We start from the raw sequence: 20,791 nt of genomic DNA, 5'->3' as shown, positions 1-20,791 counted from the left end.
CGGTCGGTGCACGCCGGCCACGCAACTGTGGAGCAGACCATGCCTGTCATTTGCTTCGAGAAGCCTGTCTCTATCTTTGTCGGGCTAGGCTTTCCGCGAGAGGTGGAAAGCATCTGGGATGCTTTCGTCGTCCTGAACGAATGGCCAACCCGAGGACCTGCACATGAAGCGGTGCTCAATGCCTGCCGCGCGGGAATGAACGGGAAATTCGACGTGGAAACGATTCGTGACGCTTTCGAGGCTTTCGCCCGAGAGGCAGGCATTCTGATGCCCGACGCCCTGGAGAGGAGTGCGCATATTTCGACCTCCTCGGTATCCAGAGGGCTCGCGGTAGGCCCGCAATGGCGTTGATGGCAGAGCGGAATCGGAAATGGCAATATGCCGGCAGTGCCACGGCGATCTCGGGTCGGCATCAAAGCCAGGCCAATTGTATTGTCTTATAGCCGGCCAGAAGGACGATCAGAATTCCGACGGCTCGGAGCAGAGCACGCTCGTCCAAGCGCTTCACCGTTAGTCCAGCGAGTGGAGCAGCCAGCAGGCCGCCAAATATCAAACCAAAAATCGAGGCCAGACTAGAGACCATGCCCCCGGCGATGTCCCATCGGCCGGTGAGCAAAGCTAGAAAGAAGCTTAGGGACACGGCGAGAGTGATCAGGAACTCGCTAGCATTTACCGTTCCGATCACGTAGCGCGGCGCTCCGCCTGCGCCGAGCAGGCCTGATGTCACAACTGGTCCCCAGCCGCCGCCGCCTGCAGCATCGAGGAAACCGCCGGCCGCGCCGAGAGGCGCAACAAATCGGGTGGGTACCGGTTTCGAAGGGATCCTCTTGAACGACCTGACCACCAGCCACGCGCCGACCAATCCAAGGTATCCGGTGACGAATGGCTTGATCAAATTGCCATCGAACGAAGTCAGCACGTAAGCGCCGAGGCAGCCGCCGACAATGCCACAGGGCGTCAGGCGCCAAAACAGCTTCCAGTCTATATTGCGATGATAGAGATGCGAGGAGCCGGAGGCGGCGGTGGTGAAAAGTTCGGCTGCATGAACTGTCGCTGAAGCATGTGCCGGCGAGACCCCGAAGGCCAGAAGAGTCGTCGTCGAAATCACACCGTAGGCCATGCCGAGTGCGCCGTCGACCACTTGTGCGAGAAAGCCGACGAAGACGAAAAGCAAAAAATCCATCATCAAAGGGTGATCCAGCGAGAACAAGGACCAGTGCAGTTCATCCGCCGGCACTTGGCCGAGCCCGTGGATGGGACACTATCGCAAGATTTTTATGCCGCCAGCTTGACCATCCGAGGTATGTGACCTTGCGGCGACGCGGTAGAGTCCGAGTCAGCCGTTTAGCTCTGCACCAGAAGGCCTTCGCCTCGGCCGGGTCGTTGTTGTGCGGATCAAACCCAGGCGTCGTGCGCCGCCTAATCGAGAATGACCGGCATGCGATTGCGGGACCTGGTTCACCGTCCAGGTCACAAACTAAAGAAGATTCCGGTTTAGTGAAATGGAGAGGCAAGCTCCTTGAGGAGGAGCTTGCCATGAGCCAACGTCGCTACGAGATCACGGATTTCGAGTGGTCGGTGATGGAGCCGCTTTGCCAACAAGCCGCGCGGGCTCGCAGCCGCAGGCGTCGCAGGTCGCTCAGAAGTCGTCGTTGACGATCTTTCCTTCGAACATCTCGCCGAAGCAGTCAGTCGGCCGCTTTGGGCGGAACATCTGTTCAAACGGATCGTAGGCGTCAACTGGCGGTTTGGCAGGCGGCTGCTCGTCGGTCCTGCGTTCGCGGTTGCGCTGCTTCATGGTGTCCTCCTCCCCGCTGTAGGAGGCATGAGCGGTGCGGCCCTGTCCAATCACCTTGGGTGGCTAACTAAAATTTTGCGTGTTGAAAAAGGCCGGCGTCCAAGTTTTGGGGACTCGCGCCGGCCGTATGAGGCGTATGGCAATGGTCAGACTGTACGGCGCCGAGTTGCTGGTTGCAGCTCGGCCAATTTGGTTAGAGCTATCGTCTCTTCGGCCTCCTGACCTCCCGCGCCAAAACGGCGCGATGCTGCTCAAGGAGACGCTTGGCCTTGTCCAGCGAGATGTTGAACTTCCTCGAGAACGCCAGAGCGTCCTCATCCGCGTATGGCGGCTCGTCGCCGCCCTGATTCATCCCCGTCTTTTTCATTTACCATTTTGCACCCTTCACAAAACATGGAAAGGCAAACCGCCAGTCTGCATTTTCGCCTATTTCTTCCCCATATCGGAAGATGTCCGGTGCACAACAACAAATCTAATAGATTTTATTGTAAAGCACAATATGCCGTACATCTTCGGCAGATATTAGCACGTTAACGTGCGTTGTTGTAGGAAATTGGAAATTACTGCTACCAAGTTAATCTTGGATTTTCGGGATGAAGTCCAGGCGATGGGAGCCTGCCTCGTGGCACGCGCCGGGCAGAAGGCAGTCTGAAAAATGGCCGACGCGCCACCTTCTTGGGGAGAGGGATGGTTCGCCGGCCTTGTCCATATGGGGATATGGCAGAGTTCATAGTATATGCGGTGAGAAGCTGACCGCAGCTTAGCCAAACGTATAAGCCTCGCCCTTTGGGTCACGGCGGCGTGATCGCATGATGACGTTCGTCGAGATAACGCTCAAGCCACGTATAGCCAGCATAGGTGCCCGATGGGACGATGTTGTTCCGATCAGCGGCATTGGTCGTGCTGAGACCGTTTGCCTGCTCGAAGCTGTTCGGCATGCCGTCGTTGTCGCTGTCGATCGGCGGTGACGCCCCGGTGATCGTGGGGAAAGAAGCCGATGTCGTATGTTTCGGGTTGGTGGCGGGGGCCGTCGACACGTTATTGACAAAGCCGATCCATTTCGCGTCCAGGCTGTCGCGAGGGAAGGCTCCAACTTGTTGGGTCAGGTGGCTCTTGAGCGTCGCAGTGCTGATTGTCGGAGCGCTCAACGCGCCGATAGGAGCGGCCATACTTGCCTCAGTGCATGGCGTCACCGGGCTTATCCTTGTGATCCTGCACAACGGGATGGCCGGCGAGCCCAAGAGCACGTTGTCGTTGCCGCTACCCGTCCCAACTGGCGCATACCACTTGTTCGTGGCTGCGGTGTCGTTACCCTGGTTGATGAGCGCTATCGGGCCTGTCGATTTCGGCCCGCGCTCCATGATGCTGGCCGCGACATTCACGCAGGTGCCGATATTGCTCGCGTCCGGATGATCGTCGGCGACCATGATGCCAAACTGACCCGGGTTCGAGATCAGGGTGTTGATGACGTCATGCACGCGTTCGTTCTGGGCGCCACATCCCACCGACTTCAAAGCCGGATTGCGCCATAGGTGCGAGCTGATGATGTTGCGCCAAAGAGTAGTCTTGCCGCAGTCTCCCTGGTGCTGATCTGAGCAGAAGATGGGGCCGTAATCGTGATTTGCCGGTGAAAGTGGGTAGGCGAACAGGCTGTATGCGATCGTGATGTTCTTACCGCTCTGAAACGAGTACATCGCCTGGTCGGATCCATATCCGACCGACATATGATCGAGGTAAATATTCTGTGGGTTGGCTGTGCTTGTCTTCTGTATGCCGATGCCGCTTCGACTGCCCCGTGTGCTCTCCCATGCAGCCTCATTGCCCGGGCGCACGCGCAGGTGCCTCAGAAACACGTTGTTGGCCTCGATGCGAATGGGCGTCTTGGCGGCAGTCGCCGCAATGCCAGGCTTCAGGCGGATCTGGATGCCGCCCGGGCTTGTCTGCCCTGCCACCGTCAAGTCACCATTGCTCACGACAATCGGAGTCGCAAGCTGGATTGTTCCGCTCGTCCTGAACACGCAGGTGCGAGCTCCAGTCGCCTGCATGCAGGCCCGGAGGCTGCCCGTGCCGGCGTTTGCGGTATTGGTAACAATGAATACGTCGCCCCCGCGCCCTCCGCTCGTAGCCCTACCGGCCCCCGAAGCGCCCGGAAACGTGTCGAGCGCTTGTGCGGATTGCGCAGTCGCGAAGACAAGCACTATCAACGACGCGCAACCAAATACCCAAATTCGAAAAAAATCTTTTCGCCAACTCATATTCGTGCCCTCACCGTGAGCCGATGATGCGACCGGACAGAAATCCAGGCAAGGCCGTCAGGCCTGAAATTTCGCCGGCATGACTTGGAAGGTTCTCCCTGAGAGTCCGTTGCTCCTCGCCAAACTGGAACCAAACCTTTGCGCGAAAGAGGGACAGACCGGAGCGCGGAAATGATACGTCGGCAGTGCTCTCTCAATGGGCAGTCGGGTCGTCGCGCCGTGTCAGGAAATCATTTGACGCTTGTGAAATCATCATGGAACCGGAGATCTCCGCATTCCATAGCTGGTACTCGGCAGCACGGAACATACCCTCGAACCCAAGCTCGTCCTCAAAAAAGACGCCACCCACACTGACACTGAGTATGCCCTTTGCCCCCGCTGGCGTGAAATAGTTGGCCGCAACGCCGGCTCGAATGCGCTCGCCAACTTCCCGCGCATTCTTCTCGGTCGCTCCGGGTAAGAAAATGCCAAATTCGCTCGCGCCGAGGCGGCCGACAACGTCTTCGGTTCGCACGGAGCTGCGGATGACAGATGCCACAAGCCGTAGCGCCTCTTCTCCCCATCTCAGGCCATAGCGCATGTTGATCGCTCTGAGGTTAGAGGCGTTGATGGCCAGGAACGCGCCCCGCCGTGGCCCTTCCGTTGATTCTGAAACAGCACGTCTGTCCACAACCGACGAAAACACCGTCCATTTGTAAAATGCCGTCGTCGTGTCGTAGGTCGCGGAGCGTGTGAGCTCGCAACGGATGCGCTTGATCTCTTGCTGCCTGAGGGCCAGCAGAAAGGAAAGGGGTGCGCCTATGACAACAGCAACTACGCTGGCGCTTATCACCATCTGGCCGAAGGGTATGAGCGTTTTATCGAAGAAAAGCAGATAGTTGAGGATGAGCGAGGCAATTACGCAGGCAACAGTTCCTAGAACCGTCACCCATGCGAGCTGTATCCGGGCAGGCGTCACGAGGCCAATCTCCTGTTGATCGGCCTTGGTCTAAAATCGCCAGCCTTTCGGTTCGCTTCTGGGAAAAGAAAGCATTTGAACCAATCGGCGATTCTGCAGGCGCAATGATTCTAAATTGGGCCAGGAACCGGTTTAGCGGCCTGCAATTTGAGATTGACGGGCGCGGGCTGCGCACGGCTCACACCCGAATAGAGCTTGTTGCTCTGACGCCGCTCGATGCCGGTGGCGATTGAACCTGATATCACGTCATGCGGGCTCTGCTGACCTACTCAGCCGCCCGTCATTGCCTAGTGGTTCCAAATGTCAGTGAACTGTTGGGTGTCTTTGTGACGGGTCAAATTTGTTCAGCGCCGCCATTATGAGCAAGGCCATCCGTCCGTGTATTTCGTCAAGATTGTCATCGTGGTCTTGGCCGGAGTCATTGTTCTCGCCAACGATTGGGAGAACGACAAATGTGTCGCATTCTGTGGCGACAAGAGGCTCAAAGGTGACCAGAAAGCGCTTGCCTGGAAGCGAAGCTTCAAGATGATGTTTCAGCCTGTTAAGCAGACAGGGATCTTCGTAAACGGGGTCCTTCGGCGTGACGACGAGAAATGCTTCGCTATTGTCCATCGACTAGGGCCCCCCAAGGTCATTGAGGCCGTTTGGTTTTGGAAGGCAACTGGTAATTTGGGTCACATCCCGAAGATCGATAGAAGTCCACAACTATTTTGTCCCCTCTGCACGGCATTTCGGCGGTAGCAGCCGGCTGTTCCATTGGCGCTCGCGCTCGCGGAGATCATTGGGACCGGCATTTCTTGTTCCTGAACAGCAAAATACGTGAGCAAGCTTGCTTCAGGCGGAGCACGCGACTCCTCGTGGGCAGCAGAAAGCGGGCCTGCTGTGCCTCGACGGATGGCCTTCGAGTCTGCCGCGCGGAAAACATCACGCTGGAGCATGCACCATTTTTCAAGCGGACTCATCGCTGCACCCTTCGTACTTGCCACTAAGCGTATCGGCGCTTTGCGACATAATGATGCTCTTATGGTCCTTCGGGCATAAGCTGGACACCGCCATCGACGAGACCGGCGTCGAGTGAGTGCAGCCGGGCTTGGTCGGACGGGTACGGTAAATGAGAGGCGAGGGGGTGCTTCGGCGCGCGACCCTGAAAGATGTAAGGGGGGAGGATTAACCGCCTTCACGAAGCCGGCGAGGGCTTTGGAGGGGGAGAGGCGCGCGCGCTCGCCGGCCAGTTCGGCCACATCGGTATGGCAGGATCAAACTATATGGCAGGGAGGCGCTGAAGGCAGCTTGGCCAATCAAATTAGGGCTAACGCTTCTTCGGCTTCTTGACCTCACGCGCCAGGACGGCGCGATGTAATTCTATCAGCTGCTTCGCCTTGTCGAGAGAGATGTTGAATTTCTCCGCGAAGGCCTGGGCTTCCTCGTCCACCAGCTTGTCGTCACGGTCTGTCCAGCCGTTTTCGTCTGCCATGTGAATTCCCCGCCAAATGTAGACAGGCACCTCCGATGAGTGCCTGTAGCCGCCTCCCAAAATAGAATTGATCGTGCCAACGAGACTTTCTGTGAATTCGTTCAAAACGGTAACATGAGCAATAACGGTGTTCAACCGAATGTCTCTCTCACGAATTTGTGATAGTGGTCGCAATTCTAGATTTGCTGGCGCCTGGCTAATCAATAGAACAGCGCCATTTTTGTTTTATTCCCGGATGCAGTTCTGCCCTTGGGTCTGCATTCTAAGGTGCTTTGTCGCCCGCGATCGAGGCGGAAGCGTGAGACCGGTTCCTCGGCTGCAGACTTTGCCTGGTTTCGCCGGTCACGTCCGGTCTATTCATCATCCAGTCTGGTCGCCTCATCCGCCTCGATAACGGACTCGTACCCGGCATTCCAATCGCTATAAGCGCTGGTTCCCTGCTGATAGGGATTGTCGTCCTTGCTCATGCCGGTTTCCGCCGCGACGACGCCTTGATCGAATGGTGACATGCCGTTCCTCGCATTCCTGCCTGGGATATAGGAATACCCGGCCCGAAAGGCGATACCTTCAGCGATTTCGCACTGCTTCAAACCGAGGCAACATCTCGCGTCAGAAAAGCGAGCCCTGTCCGCCGCTGACCTTCGGCTTATCCACCGGCTTCGGCCGTGGACGCGCGGCGGTATCGGTGCTGGTGGCGATGGCGTTGGTCTTGCCGTCGGCGAACTCGATGCCAAGTGCTGCGCCCGGCGCGATGTCGGCGGCGCGGCGCACTACGGCGCCTGAAACATCCGTCACCAGCGCGAAGCCGCGCGCAAGGATCGCCCTGTGTGACAGCGTCGACAGCAACCGGTCGGCCTGTGTGAGCCGGCCGCGCAGGCGGTCAAGACCGCGCAATGTAGCCTCTTGATGCCGGCGGGTGGTGAGGATCAGCCGGTCGCGCGCGGTTTTGCGGGCGCGCAAAAGCGGTTGGACGGAGATGCGCGGCTGCAGGGCCTGCAGCCGCTTCTTCTTGAGCGTGAGCGCCGCGTCCGCGCATCTCGGCAGTTGCGAAGCCGACCGCAGCAAGCGCGCGCGGCTTTCGCGTGCGATGCCGCGCAGCGCCGCCTGCGATCGCAGCAGGTCGCGGTCGGTCAGCCTGCGCCATTCCTCGATCCGCCGCGACAGGGTGGCGGACGACAGCCGGACGCCGCCAAGCCGCGCCCGTTTGCGCTCGGTGCTGACGATCAGCGCGCGAGAGAGCCGGGTCGTCGCCTCGTCGAAATGCCGCCGCGGCAGCGCCAAAAGCTGGTCGGGCGAGGGGAGCGCGCGCGCCGCCGATCTCATCGCCTGCCGCTTGCGGTCGAAATTGCGCGAGGCGCCGGCCTTCAGCCGGGCGGCGAGGCCTGCCAGATTGGCTTCGAGCTCGGCCTTAACCGGAACGGCGATTTCGGCCGCACCTGTCGGCGTCGGCGCGCGCATGTCGGCGACGAAATCGACCAGCGTCCAGTCGGTTTCGTGGCCGACCGCCGAGATCACCGGGATGCGGGAGGCCGCAACGGCGCGCGCCAGCGCCTCGTCGTTGAAGCCCCAGAGATCCTCTAGGCTGCCGCCGCCGCGCGCAACGATCAGGAGGTCGGGGCGGGGAACCGGCCCGCCGTCGGCCAGCGCGTTGAAGCCGTTGACGGCCGCCGCCACTTCCGCTCCGGAAGTCTCGCCCTGCACGCGCACCGGCCAGACCAGCACATGCAGCGGAAAGCGGTCCTTGATGCGGTGTATGATGTCGCGGATCACTGCCCCGGTCGGCGACGTCACCACGCCGATCACTTTCGGCATGAATGGCAGACGCCGCTTGCGCGACGCCTCGAACAGACCCTCTGCGGCGAGCCGGCGCTTGCGCTCTTCCAGAAGCGCCATAAGCGCGCCGGCGCCCGCAGGCTCCAGATTGTCGATGACGATCTGGTAGTTCGACTTGCCGGGATAGGTGGTCAGCCGGCCGGTGGCGATCACCTCCATGCCTTCCTCGGGGCGAAATTTGAGGCGGGCCATCGCCGTCTTCCACACGACGGCGTCGAGTCTGGCGCGGTCGTCCTTCAGGCAGAAATAGGCGTGTCCCGAGGAATGCGGCCCGCGATACCCGGAGATCTCGCCGCGCACCCGCACATTGCCGAACGCGTCTTCGACGGTGCGCTTCAGCGCGCCGGAGATCTCGCTCACCGTATATTCGGCGACGTTGGATTTCGATTCGGTGAAGAAATCGCTCATGCTTGGATTGGTGCTGCTCCGGCGCTCCGGGTCAAGGGCAATCGGCCCCAATCTATCGCTTGCCTCAATGGTTCGATCAGAAGAATTGGATGGACCGCGGGGCGAGCAGGGGCATAGGCAGGGCCATGACCGCACGAACCGACACCATCGACGCAGCCGCTGCTCGCCCTGCCGCGAGGCCCGCAAGCGCTGATCAGCCGTTCCAGCCGCTCGACTACGGCCTTTACGCGCTGACCGTGATCGCCTGGAGCGCGTCGTGGTTCGCCATCGAACTGCAAGTCGGCAGCGGCGTCTCCAACGAGGTCAATCTGGTCTGGCGCTTCGCCATCGCCACGATGCTGATGTTTGCCTGGGCGGGATTCTCCGGCCGCCGGCTGCGCTTCCCGATCTCGGACCATCTGCGCTTCGCCGCGCTCGGCGTGCTGATCTTCTCGTCCAATTTCCTGTTCTTCTATTACGGCGCCGGTTATCTGGTCAGCGGGCTTTTGTCGGTCGTGTTTTCGCTGGCCTCGGTCATCAACATGCTGCTTGGCGCGCTCGTCATGCGCGAGCGCCCGTCGCCGCGCATTCTCGCTGGCGGCCTGATCGGCTTTGCCGGCATCGCGCTGATGTTCTTTCCTGAGATCGCCGCGCACGGCCTGTCCGGCGGCACCATGACCGGGCTTTTGCTCTGCGTGTGCGGAACGCTGAGCTTCTGCGCCGGCAATCTCGTCTCGGCGTCCAACCAGCGGCGCGCCCTGCCGCTGGTCTCGACCAGCGCCTGGGGCATGCTCTACGGCACGCTTTGGTCGGGCTTTCTCGCCCTCCTGCTCGGCAAACCGTTCATCGTCGATCTGAGCGTGTCCTATCTCGGCTCGCTGATCTTCCTGGCCGTCATCTCGACGGTGATGGCCTTCGCCGCCTATCTCACCCTGCTCGGACGCATCGGCGCGGCGCGCGCCGGCTACGCCACGGTCATCTTCCCGGTCTTCGCGCTGCTCATCTCGACCGCGCTCGAAGGCTATGCCTGGACGGTCTACGCGATCATCGGTCTGGTCTTCGTCGCAGCCGGCAACGTGCTGGTCATCCGCGGCGGGCGGAAGTAGGCCCGACCACTACCACCCCGGCAATATGTGGCTCGGTTTCAGCCGCCGCCCGCGAAGCGCCGCCATGGCTGCGAAGTCGAACGTGCCGGTCTCTTCGGCGGCGGGCACCGAGATATTGTCGAGGCTTTCCGAAATGTGCCGCGCGATTGCTTCGACAATGTCGGCGCGCGCGGTGTGGCCGCGCATGATGCCGATCTTGCATTCGGGCAATGTGCCGAAGCCGTCGGCCTCTCCGAGCACCCGCATGCCCGGCCTAAGCGCGCATTCAGGCAGCACCGAGATCGCCAGCCCCGACAGCACGGCGGCGGTGATGACCGTCGCCGACCAGCTGGTGAACAGGATGCGGTATTCGCGGTTCATTTCGTCGAGCACGTCGCAGGCGGCGCGCCGCCAGATGCAGGTCGGGCGTCCGAACGCCAGCGGCAGGATCTCCTGCTCATGCGTTGCATGGTTGGCCGAACTCACCCAGAGCAGGGGCTCGCGGCGCACCACCTCCGACTGCCCCTTGGCGTCGTCATGGGTAACCAGCGCCAGGTCGAGATGGCCGCGCTTTATATGCTCGACCAGGTTGAAGGTCGGCTCGCAGATGACGGTCAGCTCGACGCGCGGGTTGGAGCGCGAGAACCGCGCCATGATCTCCGGCAGAAAGCGGTCGGCATAGTCGTCCGGCGTGCCGATGCGGATCGTGCCTTCGAGCCGGCGGTCGTCGAAGGCGGCCAGCGTCTCGCGGTTCAGATGGATCATGCGGCGCGCGTAGGAAAGCAGCCGCTCGCCTTCCTCGGTCAGCTTGTTGGTGCGGCCGTCCTTTTCGAACAGCGCGTTGCCGATGCGCTCTTCGAGGCGGCGCATCTGCATCGACACCGCCGACTGGGTGCGATGCACCTCCTCGGCGGCGCGGGTGAAGCTGCCGGTATCGGCGATCATGATGAATGTCTGCAACTGGTCGAGATCGAGCGGCGCTGCCATGGGAACCATCCATCATGCTTGTTGATGCTAAAGATTAAAAACATTCGTTGGATAAATCAATCTTCTGGTGAGATTATCGCAACGTCAACACGAGGCCTGTGATTTGCCCCCGGATCGCCGCGCTCGCGCGCTTCCGATGGCTTTCACGCGCCCGCATTTTGAATGAGGAGACCAGATATGACTGCGCTCGATCACGCGACCCAGACGATGCACGCCGCAACACGTCCGGCGGCAGTGACGCGCATCGTCAACGCGGTCTCGGCCTTTTTCCGAAGCTGGAAAAACCGCCGCGAATTCTACCGCCTCGGCGACATGTCGGATTCGGAACTGGCCGATATCGGCCTGACCCGCGCCGATTTGCATGTCGCCGTCGGCCTGCCTTTCGGCATCGATCCGACGGTGCGCCTCGGCGCGATCGTACGGGCCCGCTCGGAATCCGTGGAAGACATGGCCCGCCGGGTCTGCTGAACCGCGATCAGGAGTTTACGCAGGCTCCCCACTCCCCGTCGGTTTCCCACACCGGCCTGCCTGCACATTGCCCGGCCTGCGAAGGCCGGGCTTTTTTACTACCGGTGTTTGTCCATACCCTTGGTGAACTGCTCAAAGATCGATTCGACGCTCTTCTGGTATTCGTCGCGCTGCTTGGCGCCGGTCTCGAACATGTCGCCGAACAGATCATCGTAAGGATTGCGCGGCCGCCCGCTCGGGTTTTCGTGTGGCCGCGACTTTTGTTGCGGCTGCGGTTCAGGTTCCGGAGCGCGCCGCGCCTGGCCGCCGCCCAGCATCTCCTCGAAAATCTTGCCGAGCGGATTGTCGCCATAGGGATTTTGCGCCTGTTCGGGCCGGCGCTGCGGTTGTTGTTGTGCGCCGCCGCCGAACATGTCCTGCAGCACCTTGCCGAACGGATTGTCGAACGGGTTGGCAGGCTGCGCATCCGGACGTTGCTGCGGGGCCTGCTGCTGCCCGCCGCCGCCCATCATGCCGCCGCCTTGCCGCATCATCTGCTCGATAAGTTCGCCGAGCGGATTGGAGCCGCCCATGCCGCCGGCTTGCATCTGGTTGGTCGATTGCTTGAACAGCCCGCCCATGATCATCGAGGCGATGACCGGAAGCATCTGCTTCAGCACGTCCTGGCCAATGCCGGTCGCCTGCGCCGCCTGCGCCGCGACAGCGCGCGACAGATCCTTCGAGCCGAACAAATGGCCAAGAATTCCGTTGCCCTCGGCCACGCCCTGCGGCGCGAAAGCCTTCTGCGCATCTTCGAAATATTTGGCGTGCTGTCCCGAAGCCATAGCGTTCAGGAAGCCGGCGACGCCGTATGGATCGGAGGCGTTGCGCTTCAGCCCCTGCGAAAACGCCGGCAGCAGCGCTTCGACCGCAAGTTCGGCCTGCTGCTGCGACAGGTTGAACTGCCGCGCCAGCATTTCCATGCCGTGGCCATTCTGTGCATTGGCGAGCATGTCATACAATGGAAGCATGATGTCCTCCTCGGAAATTTCCGCCGAGGAGAGCGTAGTGGGTTTCAAGCGCTGAATGAAGAGGGCATCTGGCTTTCCTCTCGCGAGGAGAGGGTCGTCAGTAAGCATACTCCAAAAACACCGGCTCGATCGAACCACCCCAGCGCGTGTGGTAGGCATTGAGCATTTCCTCGGCGCTGGTGGTGCCGCGCGCCACCACTTCGTCCAGCGTCGACAGGAAGCCCGTCTCGTCGTAGCCGTCGCGGTTCTTGCGGTCGCGGTTCTTCAGCCCCAGCCGCGAGATTTTCAGCGCCTCGCGTGCGATGCTGCGCAAATCGGTGTCGCGGAATTCGGTGGCGATGCCGCCCTTCGGCACCGCGGCGCGCATGTCGCGGACTTCCTCGAAGGTCCAGTCGGCGGTCAGCTGCTCGGCAGCATCCAGCGCCTCCTCGTCGTAGAGCAACCCGACCCAGAAGGCGGGCAGCGCGCAGATGCGCCGCCACGGCCCGCCATCGGCGCCGCGCATTTCAAGAAAACGCTTCAGCCGCACATCGGGAAACAGCGTCGACAGATGGTTGGCCCAGTCGCCGATCGTCGGCACGCCGTCCGGCACCTGGTTGTGCGCCGACCCGCTCATGAACTGGCGGAAGGTCATGTGGGTCATGTCGTGATAGCGGCCGTCGCGAATGACGAAATACATCGGCACGTCGAGCGCCCATTCGACATAGTCGGCAAAACCGAAATCGGGCGAGAAGCAGAAGGGGAGCAGGCCCGAGCGCTGGTTGTCGGTGTCGGTCCAGATTTCGCCGCGCCAGCTCTGCAGGCCGTTGGGGCGACCCTCGGTGAAAGGTGAGTTGGCGAACAGCGCGGTGGCGAGCGGCTGCAGCTTCAGCGACACCTGCATCTTGCGGCGCATGTCGGTCTCGCTCTCGAAATCTAGATTAACCTGGATGGTGCAGGTGCGGTACATCATGTCGAGGCCCTTGGTGCCGACCTTGGGCATGTAGCGCGTCATGATCTCGTAGCGAGATTTCGGCATTTTCGGCGTTTCGGAAAGCCGCCATTTCGGGCTGCCGCCGAGGCCGAGAAAGCGGATGCCGAGCGGTTCGGCGATCTCGCGCAGCTGCGCCAGATGCGCATTGCCCTCGCGACAGGTCTGGTGAATCGTCTCGAGCGGCGCGCCGGAAAGCTCGAACTGGCCGCCGGGCTCCAGCGAGATCGCGCCCTGGCCGGTCGGCTCGACCAGACCGATCACCCGGCCGTCGTCGAGGATGGGGTCCCAGCCCAGCGTCCGCTGCATGCCTTCGAGCACCGCGCGGATGCCGTTGTCGCCGCCATAGGGCACAGGCGCGTTGCCGTCGACATAGAACGGGAATTTCTCGTGCTCGGTGCCGATGCGCCATTTGTCCTTGGGCTTGTTGCCCTCGGCCAGATGCTCGACCAGCTCGTCGATGCTCTCGATCGGCCGGAAATCCGTTGTGTCGCGCGCCATTCAATCTTCCTCTGCACGCTCCTGACAAGCGCCGCGCTTGATGGACGCAATTATACTGGCCGATCAAGCGAAAAATCCTGACAATCCGTCAAGAGGATTTGATCACCAATCGCCGATCGTGGCCTGGATGAGCGCCAGCGCCGCCACCGCAGCCGTATCGGCGCGCAGGATGCGCGGCCCGAGCGGAATGGCGGTGACGAAGGGCAGGGCGCGAAGCTGGTGTCGCTCGGCGTCCGAGAAGCCGCCTTCCGGCCCGACGATCAGCCCGAGCTTGCGTTCGGAAATGCCCTGCAGCGCCGGCAGCGGATTATTAGTCAAGGAATCCTCGTCGCAGAAAATCAGCCGGCGTTCGCTGTCCCAGCCGGCGAGCAGACGATCGAATTTTTGCGCCTCGCGCACTTCCGGTATCGCCAGAATGCCGCACTGCTCGGCCGCCTCCACGGCGTTGGCCCGCAGCCTTTCGATGCTGGGTTTGGCGATCTGCGTATGCTGGGTGATGACCGGCTGCAGCACGCCTGCGCCCATCTCCACCGCCTTCTGCACCAGATAATCGAGCCGGCCCTGCTTCAGCGGCGCGAAGCAATAGACGAGGTCGGGGAGCGGCGGCTGCGGCCGCGTGCGTTCCACCGCCCGCAGCCGGACGGATTTCTTGGCCTTCGCCTCGATGCGCGCCAGCCACTCGCCGTCGCGGCCGTTGAAAAGCAGCAGTTCCGCCCCTTCGGCCAGGCGCAGCACATGGCTGAGATAGTGGCTCTGCTCCGGGCTCGCCTCGACGACGGCGTTTTCGGCCAATTCCTGCGGCACGACCAGCCGCTGCATCTTGTAATTCGCGCGCATCGGCGACTGATGGGACAGGCTGCGCCGCCGGTCAAGCGAGGAGCCACTTCAAGAATGCTTCAGGCCATTCCGGCGGAGGGGATCGACGATTGACGTTTGTGCTGCCCCTCATCGCCCTGCCGGGCACTTCTCCCCGTGAAAACGGGGAGAAGGAGGCTGGCCGCAACGGTGGCGACCCCCTCTCCCCGTTCTTCACGGGGAGAGGGTAAGGGTGAGGGGCAAACTCACCGGCTCGTCGGAAAAACCTAGTCCAGCTTGCATGGCCAACTGGCGGGCGCGGTCAATCCGGCAGGCAGCCTGGTTTCGGCGTCGCCGCAGGCCATGTCGAGCTGGTATTGGGTGAGCCCGGTGGCGGCGCTGAGGTCGAGGCCGCCGAGCCTGGTCAGGTAGAAGAAGGCATTGGCGAAATCGAGCGGCCCTGTGAACTTCGCCATGCTCAGATCGGCCCGCGCCAGATTGGCCAGCGTGAAGCGGCTGCCGGTCAGATCCGCTCCCCCGAAATTGGCGCGGCCGAGTTCCGCCTTCTCGAAGCTCGTGCCGGCCAGATTCGCGCCCGAAAACTCGACCCGCTGCAGCTCCGCATTGATGAACGCCGAACCCTGCGCATCCACCCCGCTGAAGTCGGTGCGATAGCCCTCGACCTTGGCGAAGTTCGCCCCCTTGGCGCTGGAGCCGGCCAGTGAGGAGCGCACCAGCGTCGCGCCTTCCAGATTCGCGCCGTCGAAATTGGAATGCCTGAGGTCGGTCGAGGTGAAGTCGGTTTCGACCAGATTCGCGCCGCTCAGGTCGCTTTCCCGGATGATGAGCGCGCGCTTCGGGCAATCCTGCCAATCGACGCCCGAATGGGCCATGCTGGCGCAATCGGCCGATATTGCGGGGCTGGTGGCCAGAAAAGTAGCGAACCCGACGGCAATCGCGGATGGAAGGCTGTAGCTCAAATTTACCTCCGGCCCCGCCAGTGGGGTTCGAGCAGTACACTACAACCAGCGACGCTCTTCCTGAAAGGCGATTTTTCCTGGACCCGATCCGTGGCGAAAAATCGGCTATCGGCCGGACTTGTTCGCCCATGCCGGCCTGTAGCCGGAACGGAGAATTGCCACCGTGGCCGGCGGCGTGACGAGCAACAGCTTGCGGCGTTCCAACGCCTCGCGGTCGATCGTGGGCCCGTAGCCCGAAAAGCTCCAGGGCAGGGCGGCCGCACCAGCCATCGCGAATGCCTGGCCACCCGATGCGACGACCGTGCCGTCGGGTAGGGCGCGCAGCGCTTTTGCGTCGACCGGGTGCGCATGCCCGCCCGATGCAAGCCGTTCCCCGTGCAGCCTGGCGTCGATCTCGCCGGCTTTCGGCGCGGCTATCCGAAACGCGTCGCCATAATGGCCGGCGAAGGCCTTGGCCCGCTCGCGCCGGCAATAGAAGCAGGGGCGGTGGCCGGCAGCCAGCGCCGTCACCTCGTCGAGAAAGAACAGTTCGGTCCAGCCGGCATTGCCGGAGGGCGCATTGCGGCCCATCACCTCGCGCCTGTGCCCGCGGAACTCGCACACGCAGATGATCCAGGCTTTCGTGCTCCAGCGCCGCTGCAAGAGCGTCCGCGTAGCCGGATCGTGGATGACGCCGCGATTGCCGGTGAACATGCCGCGCGCCGGGACCGCGTGGATTTCGCCGAACGGGTCGACGCGGTTTTGCAGCGGCATGGCCGGCCTCCCTTTCTGGCGTGTGCAAGCCATGATATCGGTCGCAACGCTTTTGTCATTCCCGAAGGATTTCGATGCGCGTTCTCGTCGTCCAGAACTACGACAATACCGGGCTTGGCCAGGTCGGAATGGCGCTCGAGGAAGCCGGCGCGAAGCTGGACATCCGCAACGCCCATCTCGGCGATGCGCTGCCTCCCGATGCGGACGGGCACGACGCGATCGTGGTGCTGGGCGGCGGACAGAACGCGCTCGCCGACGATGAATATCCCTACATCCCGGCGCTGCTTGCCCTGATGCGCGATTTCGAAAGCCGCGACCGGGCGGTGCTCGGCATCTGCCTCGGCAGCCAGTTGCTTGCCCGCGCCTACGGGGCCGAAAATCTGATCGGGGCGGCGCCGGAATTCGGCTGGCATGGCGTCTCGCTGACGGAGGAGGCCGTGGGCGATTCGGTGCTCAGCGCGCCGCCGCGGGAGTTTCCGATTTTCCAGTGGCACGACGACACCTTCACGCTGCCGCCCAATGCCGTTCGCCTCGCCTCCAATGCGGCGGCTGCAAACCAGGCCTTCCGCATCGGCCGCGCGGCCTACGGCTTCCAGTTCCATTTCGAGGCGGACCGGCCGCTGATCCGCCACTGGAACACGGCCTTTGCCGGCTATCTCGCCGACCGCCAGCCCGATTGGCCGGCGCGCTTCGAAGCGGAGGCGGAGCGGCACGGTCCGGAAGCCGACGCCGCCGGCCTCGCGCTCGCCCGCGCCTGGGTAGCGGCGATCTAGGCTCGTCCAGCAATTGCCCCTCATCGTTACCCGGTAGGCAGGTGAAGGGCGGAACTCCGCCATCCCCAGTGGCAAAAATGCACCGCCGCCGAAATCTCGTGTAGATGTCCCTTGGGACGGCTGGCGGGCCGCCCGGCGAACGCCTAGAAGGCGGCCGCTTCCCACGCCATTGCTGACCAATCAGCCCGCGCGGCGGAAACCGAAAAGTAACCCTGGCCGTGCAGACATACCGAAGCCCAACCGAGATGACCCCCGTGAAAGCAGCACTTTTGTCGTTCGCCATGATGTCGGCCATCGTGCTGTGCGGCTTCGGCATCTATACGGCCAGCGCTTCGGCCAAGCATGCCGCCATCGACGGCTACGGCGTCACCGCTTCCCGATACTGATCACGCCCGGACCGAGAGCATCCGCTTCTCGGCGCCGTCCACAACCAGCGCCGTCAGCACGCCGGACCGGTAGGCCAGCGTGTCGACATTGACGCGGTTCGGCAGGATTTCGGGCTCGGCGAACGGCGTGTGGCCGTGCACGATGATCTTCGGGTGCAGGGCGCGATAGTCCAGGAAATCCGCCCGTATCCAGATCAGGTCCTCGGCGGCCTGCTTGTCCAGCGCGACTTCGGGGCGGATGCCTGCGTGGCAGAAGAAGAAGTCTCCCATCGCCACGCTGAACGGCCGCGCCCGCAGGAAAGCGACATGGCTGTCGTCGACCGCGTCCATCAGCGCCGAATGGCTTTCGCGCAGGGCCGCGGGGTGGCCGCAGTCGAGCGTCACGCCGTAGGACCGTGCCGTTTCGGCCCCGCCGAAGCGCGCGAACAGCGTCGCCGGGTCGGGCTTGTCGAGGAATTCGAGAAAGCCGACATCATGATTGCCGGCGAGCGAAATGATCCGCTCATCGCGGCGGTGGGCTGCGACCAGGAAATCCAGCACAGCCTTGGAATCAGTACCCCGGTCGACATAGTCGCCCAGGTGAATGATGCGCCAGTCTGCCGGCCGGTCGCGCGCGATCTCCGCCTCGATCCGTTCGTGCATCAGCTTCAAAAGGTCAGCGCGCCCGTGCACGTCTCCCATCGCGTAGATGCGCATGCCTTCCGGCCCGCGCGCATTGAGAAAATGAACGCCTCCGTCTCGCAACGATCAGCCGCCCACGACGAGGATGTGCAGCGCCCGCGGGCCATGCGCGCCGAGGATGAGCTTCTGCTCGATGTCGCCGGAGCGCGAAGGCCCCGAGACGAGGTTCAGCGTGCGCGGCATCTTTCCCTTTCCGAAAATCTTGCGGACGTTTGCGATCGCCGTTTCGAGGTCGCCGTCGATATCGGCGGCGTCGATGACGACAATGTGATGCTCGGGCAGGAAATTGATCGTCGTCGGATTGCCGGCGCCCGAAAGCATGACCAGCGTGCCGGTCTCGGCGATGCCGCCCGCCGCATGGCTGACGCCGGTCGCGTCGTCGCCGTCCGATGCCCCTTGCTTGACCTCCAGCGCGCGTTGCTTGCGCCACGGCATCGCTGCAAGTCTAGGGTCGCCACCCATGCGGATCGAAGCGGGCAGGTTCTTGCCGCGCAGATATTCGGCCACCGCCGCCGGCACGTCCTCCGGTTTCGGGACGCGCTGGACCGTCGCGAACAGCTTTTCAGCCATGGTGCAGAACAGCTCGACGCGCTCCGCCGGCGCGAGTTGTCCCCGCGCGGGGATGACGCCTTGCGGCGATTTCTTCAGCCTGTCGGCAACCGCCTTCTGCCGCACTGCATCGCTGGCCGGCTGGCCGAGCGATTGGCGTACCTTTTTCAGGATCGCTTCGCGGGAACTCATCGCGCGGCCTCTTTCGCTGCGGTATTGCGGCTGCCCAACTGCTGCATGAAGGTGCGCTTCTCCGGCGCGGGCAGGTCGCGATGCTTGGTCCAGCCGCCTGCGAGCGGGAGATAGCCGAACCTGCCCTTGCCTCGGTCGAGCAGCGACAGCATCGGGATCGCGATCGACGTCGCGAAACGGTAAAGCGAAGGCCGCTTGGCCAGGAACGCCCACAGCTTCAGCCCGGCGCGCTGGGTGGCGGGGTTCAGCCCGCGCTCGAATTCGCGCTCGCGCCAGTGCCGCATCATCTTCGGCAACGGTATCTTCATCGGGCACACGCTTTCGCAGCGCCCGCAGAAGGTCGAGGCGTTGGGCAGGTGCCCCGCCTTGTCGACGCCGATCAGCGAGGGCGTCAGCACCGCGCCCATCGGCCCTGGATAGACCCAGCCATAGGCGTGCCCGCCGACCGCGTGATAGACCGGGCAATGGTTCATGCAGGCGCCGCAGCGTATGCAGCGCAGCATGTCCTGGAACTCGGTTCCGAGCATCGCCGAGCGGCCATTGTCGAGCAGAACGACGTGGTATTCCTCCGGTCCGTCCGGATCGCCGGGCCGGCGCGGCCCGGTCGACATGGTCGTATAGACGCTCATATCCTGCCCGGTCGCCGAGCGCGCCAGCACCCGCAAAATCTGCGCTGCGTCCTCCAGCGTCGGCACGATCTTTTCGAGCGACGCCACCACCACATGCACCTTCGGCAGGATCTGCGTCAGGTCGCCATTGCCCTCATTGGTGACGATGATCGACGTACCGGTCTCCGCCACCAGGAAATTGGCACCGGTAATGCCGACATCGGCCTCGAAATAGGCCGAGCGCAGCACCTTGCGCGCCTCGTTGAGCAGCGTTTCGGGTTCCGACAAGTCGCGGCCGGGCGGCAGATGGTCGTGCACGCGGCGGAAATCCGCCTCGACCTGTTCCTTGTTCAGGTGAACGGCCGGCGCGATGATGTGGCTCGGATGCTCGCCGCGCAACTGGATGATGTATTCGCCGAGATCCGTCTCGACCGGGCGAATGCCATTCTCGGCGAGGAAATCGTTGAGCGCGATCTCCTCGGTGATCATCGACTTGCCCTTGGTCACCGTCCGCGCGCCGGCCGAGCGGCATATATCGAGGATGATGTTCCTCGCATCCTCGGCGGTCTCGGCCCAGTGCACATGGCCGCCGGACGCCTTCACCTTGGCCTCGTAAGCCTCGAGATAGAGGTCGAGATTTTCCAGCGCATGGTCCTTGATGGCGCGAGCGCTGTCGCGGAGCTGATCGAATTCGGGCAGCGCCTCGACGGCCTTGCGGCGCTTGTCGATGAAGCCGGAACGGACATTGCCGAGCGCCTTCTGCAGCTGCACATCGGCCAGCGCGCCCGCCGAGTTCTCCTTGAAGGTGGGGGAGGTTATTTGCATTAGCCGACCTCGGTGAGAAGCTTTTCGACAATCACGGTATCGCGCCAGTGGCCGTCGAGCATGCCGTGCCGCCGATAGACGCCAACCTCGCGGAAGCCGAGACTGCGGCAAAGCGCAAGGCTGACCGTGTTCTCCGGGAAGATTCGCGAGACGAGCTTCCAGCCGCCCTCAGCGCGGACAGCGCCGATCAGGGCCGACAACACGCGTTTGCCATGGCCTTGGCCGCGAAAGTCGCGGCGCACATAGACCGAGAATTCGCGCACGCCGGCATAGCAAGGGCGCGACCGATAGGGGAAGGCGGCGGCGTATGCCGCCAGCGCCCGCTCACTTTCGCTGACCACGACCGGATAGCCGGCATCGAACCACGCCCGGACATCTACCGCCGCACGGTGCTCGGTTTCGAACGTGGCGAGGCGGTCGTCTATGCCCTGATTGTAGATCGCTGCGATCGCCGCCGCATCGGCATGGCTCGCCGGCCGGACGGTGATGTCGGTCCCGATTGCAGCGGCCGGCGACATGACCC

General features: G+C 62.7%; 23 protein-coding genes. 5 read left to right on the top strand and 18 right to left on the bottom strand.

The annotated features are described in order from the left end of the window. Positions 1 to 27: 27 nt before the first annotated feature. Complete coding sequence (locus G6N73_RS18615) at positions 28 to 351, top strand: DUF982 domain-containing protein (RefSeq protein WP_343044666.1); 324 nt, start codon at positions 28 to 30, stop codon at positions 349 to 351. Between the two features lie 61 nt (positions 352 to 412). On the opposite strand, the gene G6N73_RS18610 is transcribed toward G6N73_RS18615, so the two are convergent. The 8 genes from G6N73_RS18610 to xseA all read right to left on the bottom strand — a co-directional run bounded on the left by G6N73_RS18610 (position 413) and on the right by xseA (position 8,726). Continuing rightward, positions 413 to 1,186 carry a sulfite exporter TauE/SafE family protein gene (locus G6N73_RS18610; RefSeq protein WP_165030282.1) on the bottom strand — a complete coding sequence of 258 codons (774 nt, stop codon included), beginning with the start codon at positions 1,184 to 1,186 and terminating at the stop codon, positions 413 to 415. Between the two features lie 453 nt (positions 1,187 to 1,639). Then, positions 1,640 to 1,798: a hypothetical protein gene (locus tag G6N73_RS18605; RefSeq protein WP_165030237.1), complete on the bottom strand. Its 159-nt coding sequence runs from the start codon at positions 1,796 to 1,798 to the stop codon at positions 1,640 to 1,642. Between the two features lie 791 nt (positions 1,799 to 2,589). Beyond that, positions 2,590 to 3,816, bottom strand: a complete 1,227-nt coding sequence (locus G6N73_RS18600; RefSeq protein ID WP_165030235.1) for a hypothetical protein — start codon at positions 3,814 to 3,816, stop codon at positions 2,590 to 2,592. A 430-nt stretch (positions 3,817 to 4,246) separates the two neighbouring features. Further along, positions 4,247 to 5,011 (bottom strand): GGDEF domain-containing protein, encoded by a 765-nt coding sequence (locus tag G6N73_RS18595; protein WP_343044665.1) that lies wholly within the window; start codon positions 5,009 to 5,011, stop codon positions 4,247 to 4,249. Between the two features lie 303 nt (positions 5,012 to 5,314). Further along, on the bottom strand, positions 5,315 to 5,623 hold the full coding sequence (locus G6N73_RS18590; RefSeq protein ID WP_165030233.1) for a hypothetical protein: 309 nt from the start codon (positions 5,621 to 5,623) through the stop codon (positions 5,315 to 5,317). Positions 5,624 to 6,320: 697 nt separating this feature from the next. Further along, the gene (locus G6N73_RS18585; RefSeq protein ID WP_165030231.1) at positions 6,321 to 6,485 is read right to left on the bottom strand and encodes a hypothetical protein; all 165 of its coding nucleotides are present in this window, start codon (positions 6,483 to 6,485) and stop codon (positions 6,321 to 6,323) included. Positions 6,486 to 6,838: 353 nt separating this feature from the next. After that, positions 6,839 to 6,994 carry a hypothetical protein gene (locus G6N73_RS18580; protein ID WP_165030229.1) on the bottom strand — a complete coding sequence of 52 codons (156 nt, stop codon included), beginning with the start codon at positions 6,992 to 6,994 and terminating at the stop codon, positions 6,839 to 6,841. 100 nt (positions 6,995 to 7,094) lie between these two features. Continuing rightward, complete coding sequence (gene xseA / locus G6N73_RS18575; protein WP_165030227.1) at positions 7,095 to 8,726, bottom strand: exodeoxyribonuclease VII large subunit; 1,632 nt, start codon at positions 8,724 to 8,726, stop codon at positions 7,095 to 7,097. A gap of 125 nt (positions 8,727 to 8,851) precedes the next feature. Between xseA and G6N73_RS18570 the strand changes: the two genes are divergently transcribed. Next, a complete protein-coding gene (locus tag G6N73_RS18570) occupies positions 8,852 to 9,811 on the top strand; it encodes a DMT family transporter (protein ID WP_246252216.1) in 960 nt (319 codons plus the stop codon). Between the two features lie 9 nt (positions 9,812 to 9,820). Here the strand turns inward: G6N73_RS18570 and G6N73_RS18565 are convergent, their stop codons facing one another. After that, positions 9,821 to 10,777: a LysR substrate-binding domain-containing protein gene (locus G6N73_RS18565; RefSeq protein ID WP_165030223.1), complete on the bottom strand. Its 957-nt coding sequence runs from the start codon at positions 10,775 to 10,777 to the stop codon at positions 9,821 to 9,823. Positions 10,778 to 10,954: 177 nt separating this feature from the next. Between G6N73_RS18565 and G6N73_RS18560 the strand changes: the two genes are divergently transcribed. Continuing rightward, positions 10,955 to 11,245: a DUF1127 domain-containing protein gene (locus G6N73_RS18560; protein WP_165030221.1), complete on the top strand. Its 291-nt coding sequence runs from the start codon at positions 10,955 to 10,957 to the stop codon at positions 11,243 to 11,245. Between the two features lie 98 nt (positions 11,246 to 11,343). Here the strand turns inward: G6N73_RS18560 and G6N73_RS18555 are convergent, their stop codons facing one another. From G6N73_RS18555 to G6N73_RS18535, 5 genes are all read right to left on the bottom strand, one after another. After that, entirely contained in the window at positions 11,344 to 12,255 is a 912-nt protein-coding gene (locus tag G6N73_RS18555) for a DUF937 domain-containing protein (RefSeq protein ID WP_165030219.1), read from the bottom strand. A 97-nt stretch (positions 12,256 to 12,352) separates the two neighbouring features. Beyond that, positions 12,353 to 13,726 carry a glutamate--cysteine ligase gene (locus G6N73_RS18550; protein WP_165030217.1) on the bottom strand — a complete coding sequence of 458 codons (1,374 nt, stop codon included), beginning with the start codon at positions 13,724 to 13,726 and terminating at the stop codon, positions 12,353 to 12,355. 102 nt (positions 13,727 to 13,828) lie between these two features. Continuing rightward, complete coding sequence (locus tag G6N73_RS18545; RefSeq protein ID WP_165030215.1) at positions 13,829 to 14,563, bottom strand: 16S rRNA (uracil(1498)-N(3))-methyltransferase; 735 nt, start codon at positions 14,561 to 14,563, stop codon at positions 13,829 to 13,831. A 245-nt stretch (positions 14,564 to 14,808) separates the two neighbouring features. Next, positions 14,809 to 15,501 carry a pentapeptide repeat-containing protein gene (locus tag G6N73_RS18540; RefSeq protein WP_206078939.1) on the bottom strand — a complete coding sequence of 231 codons (693 nt, stop codon included), beginning with the start codon at positions 15,499 to 15,501 and terminating at the stop codon, positions 14,809 to 14,811. A 105-nt stretch (positions 15,502 to 15,606) separates the two neighbouring features. After that, a complete protein-coding gene (locus G6N73_RS18535; protein ID WP_165030213.1) occupies positions 15,607 to 16,254 on the bottom strand; it encodes a hypothetical protein in 648 nt (215 codons plus the stop codon). Positions 16,255 to 16,328: 74 nt separating this feature from the next. Between G6N73_RS18535 and G6N73_RS18530 the strand changes: the two genes are divergently transcribed. Together G6N73_RS18530 and G6N73_RS37980 are read left to right on the top strand one after the other, a co-directional pair. Continuing rightward, entirely contained in the window at positions 16,329 to 17,027 is a 699-nt protein-coding gene (locus tag G6N73_RS18530) for a type 1 glutamine amidotransferase (RefSeq protein WP_165030211.1), read from the top strand. A 254-nt stretch (positions 17,028 to 17,281) separates the two neighbouring features. After that, positions 17,282 to 17,413: a hypothetical protein gene (locus G6N73_RS37980; protein WP_281352905.1), complete on the top strand. Its 132-nt coding sequence runs from the start codon at positions 17,282 to 17,284 to the stop codon at positions 17,411 to 17,413. On the opposite strand, the gene G6N73_RS18525 is transcribed toward G6N73_RS37980, so the two are convergent. Genes G6N73_RS18525 through G6N73_RS18510 form a run of 4 tightly spaced genes read right to left on the bottom strand, consistent with a single transcriptional unit; the run spans position 17,414 to position 20,786 of the window. Next, entirely contained in the window at positions 17,414 to 18,157 is a 744-nt protein-coding gene (locus tag G6N73_RS18525) for a metallophosphoesterase (RefSeq protein WP_246252214.1), read from the bottom strand. A gap of 3 nt (positions 18,158 to 18,160) precedes the next feature. Then, positions 18,161 to 18,835, bottom strand: coding sequence for a LutC/YkgG family protein (locus tag G6N73_RS18520; protein ID WP_165030209.1), 675 nt, complete (start codon positions 18,833 to 18,835; stop codon positions 18,161 to 18,163). Continuing rightward, entirely contained in the window at positions 18,832 to 20,268 is a 1,437-nt protein-coding gene (locus G6N73_RS18515; RefSeq protein WP_165030207.1) for a LutB/LldF family L-lactate oxidation iron-sulfur protein, read from the bottom strand. Before G6N73_RS18515 ends, G6N73_RS18520 begins: the two co-directional genes overlap by 4 nt. Then, positions 20,268 to 20,786, bottom strand: a complete 519-nt coding sequence (locus tag G6N73_RS18510; RefSeq protein WP_165030204.1) for an arsinothricin resistance N-acetyltransferase ArsN1 family A — start codon at positions 20,784 to 20,786, stop codon at positions 20,268 to 20,270. The genes G6N73_RS18515 and G6N73_RS18510 overlap by 1 nt, the downstream gene beginning before the upstream one ends. Positions 20,787 to 20,791: the final 5 nt, after the last annotated feature.

Origin of the sequence: Allomesorhizobium camelthorni (genome assembly GCF_011045125.1) — a bacterium.
Classification (GTDB): Bacteria; Pseudomonadota; Alphaproteobacteria; order Rhizobiales; family Rhizobiaceae; genus Allomesorhizobium; species Allomesorhizobium camelthorni.
This window is presented reverse-complemented; position numbering and strand designations above follow the sequence as displayed.

Excerpts from the sequence above, each read along its gene's own strand:
- G6N73_RS18515 (WP_165030207.1), bottom strand. The coding sequence starts at position 20,268 with ATGCAAATAACCTCCCCCACCTTCAAGGAGAACTCGGCGGGCGCGCTG.
- G6N73_RS18565 (WP_165030223.1), bottom strand. The coding sequence starts at position 10,777 with ATGGCAGCGCCGCTCGATCTCGACCAGTTGCAGACATTCATCATGATC.
- G6N73_RS18510 (WP_165030204.1), bottom strand. The coding sequence starts at position 20,786 with ATGTCGCCGGCCGCTGCAATCGGGACCGACATCACCGTCCGGCCGGCG.
- G6N73_RS18550 (WP_165030217.1), bottom strand. The coding sequence starts at position 13,726 with ATGGCGCGCGACACAACGGATTTCCGGCCGATCGAGAGCATCGACGAG.
- G6N73_RS18520 (WP_165030209.1), bottom strand. The coding sequence starts at position 18,835 with ATGAGTTCCCGCGAAGCGATCCTGAAAAAGGTACGCCAATCGCTCGGC.
- G6N73_RS18585 (WP_165030231.1), bottom strand. The coding sequence starts at position 6,485 with ATGGCAGACGAAAACGGCTGGACAGACCGTGACGACAAGCTGGTGGAC.
- G6N73_RS18535 (WP_165030213.1), bottom strand. The coding sequence starts at position 16,254 with ATGCCGCTGCAAAACCGCGTCGACCCGTTCGGCGAAATCCACGCGGTC.
- G6N73_RS18560 (WP_165030221.1), top strand. The coding sequence starts at position 10,955 with ATGACTGCGCTCGATCACGCGACCCAGACGATGCACGCCGCAACACGT.
- G6N73_RS18545 (WP_165030215.1), bottom strand. The coding sequence starts at position 14,563 with ATGCGCGCGAATTACAAGATGCAGCGGCTGGTCGTGCCGCAGGAATTG.
- xseA (WP_165030227.1), bottom strand. The coding sequence starts at position 8,726 with ATGAGCGATTTCTTCACCGAATCGAAATCCAACGTCGCCGAATATACG.
- G6N73_RS18530 (WP_165030211.1), top strand. The coding sequence starts at position 16,329 with ATGCGCGTTCTCGTCGTCCAGAACTACGACAATACCGGGCTTGGCCAG.
- G6N73_RS18605 (WP_165030237.1), bottom strand. The coding sequence starts at position 1,798 with ATGAAGCAGCGCAACCGCGAACGCAGGACCGACGAGCAGCCGCCTGCC.
- G6N73_RS18570 (WP_246252216.1), top strand. The coding sequence starts at position 8,852 with ATGACCGCACGAACCGACACCATCGACGCAGCCGCTGCTCGCCCTGCC.
- G6N73_RS18555 (WP_165030219.1), bottom strand. The coding sequence starts at position 12,255 with ATGCTTCCATTGTATGACATGCTCGCCAATGCACAGAATGGCCACGGC.
- G6N73_RS18590 (WP_165030233.1), bottom strand. The coding sequence starts at position 5,623 with ATGGACAATAGCGAAGCATTTCTCGTCGTCACGCCGAAGGACCCCGTT.
- G6N73_RS18610 (WP_165030282.1), bottom strand. The coding sequence starts at position 1,186 with ATGATGGATTTTTTGCTTTTCGTCTTCGTCGGCTTTCTCGCACAAGTG.
- G6N73_RS18580 (WP_165030229.1), bottom strand. The coding sequence starts at position 6,994 with ATGTCACCATTCGATCAAGGCGTCGTCGCGGCGGAAACCGGCATGAGC.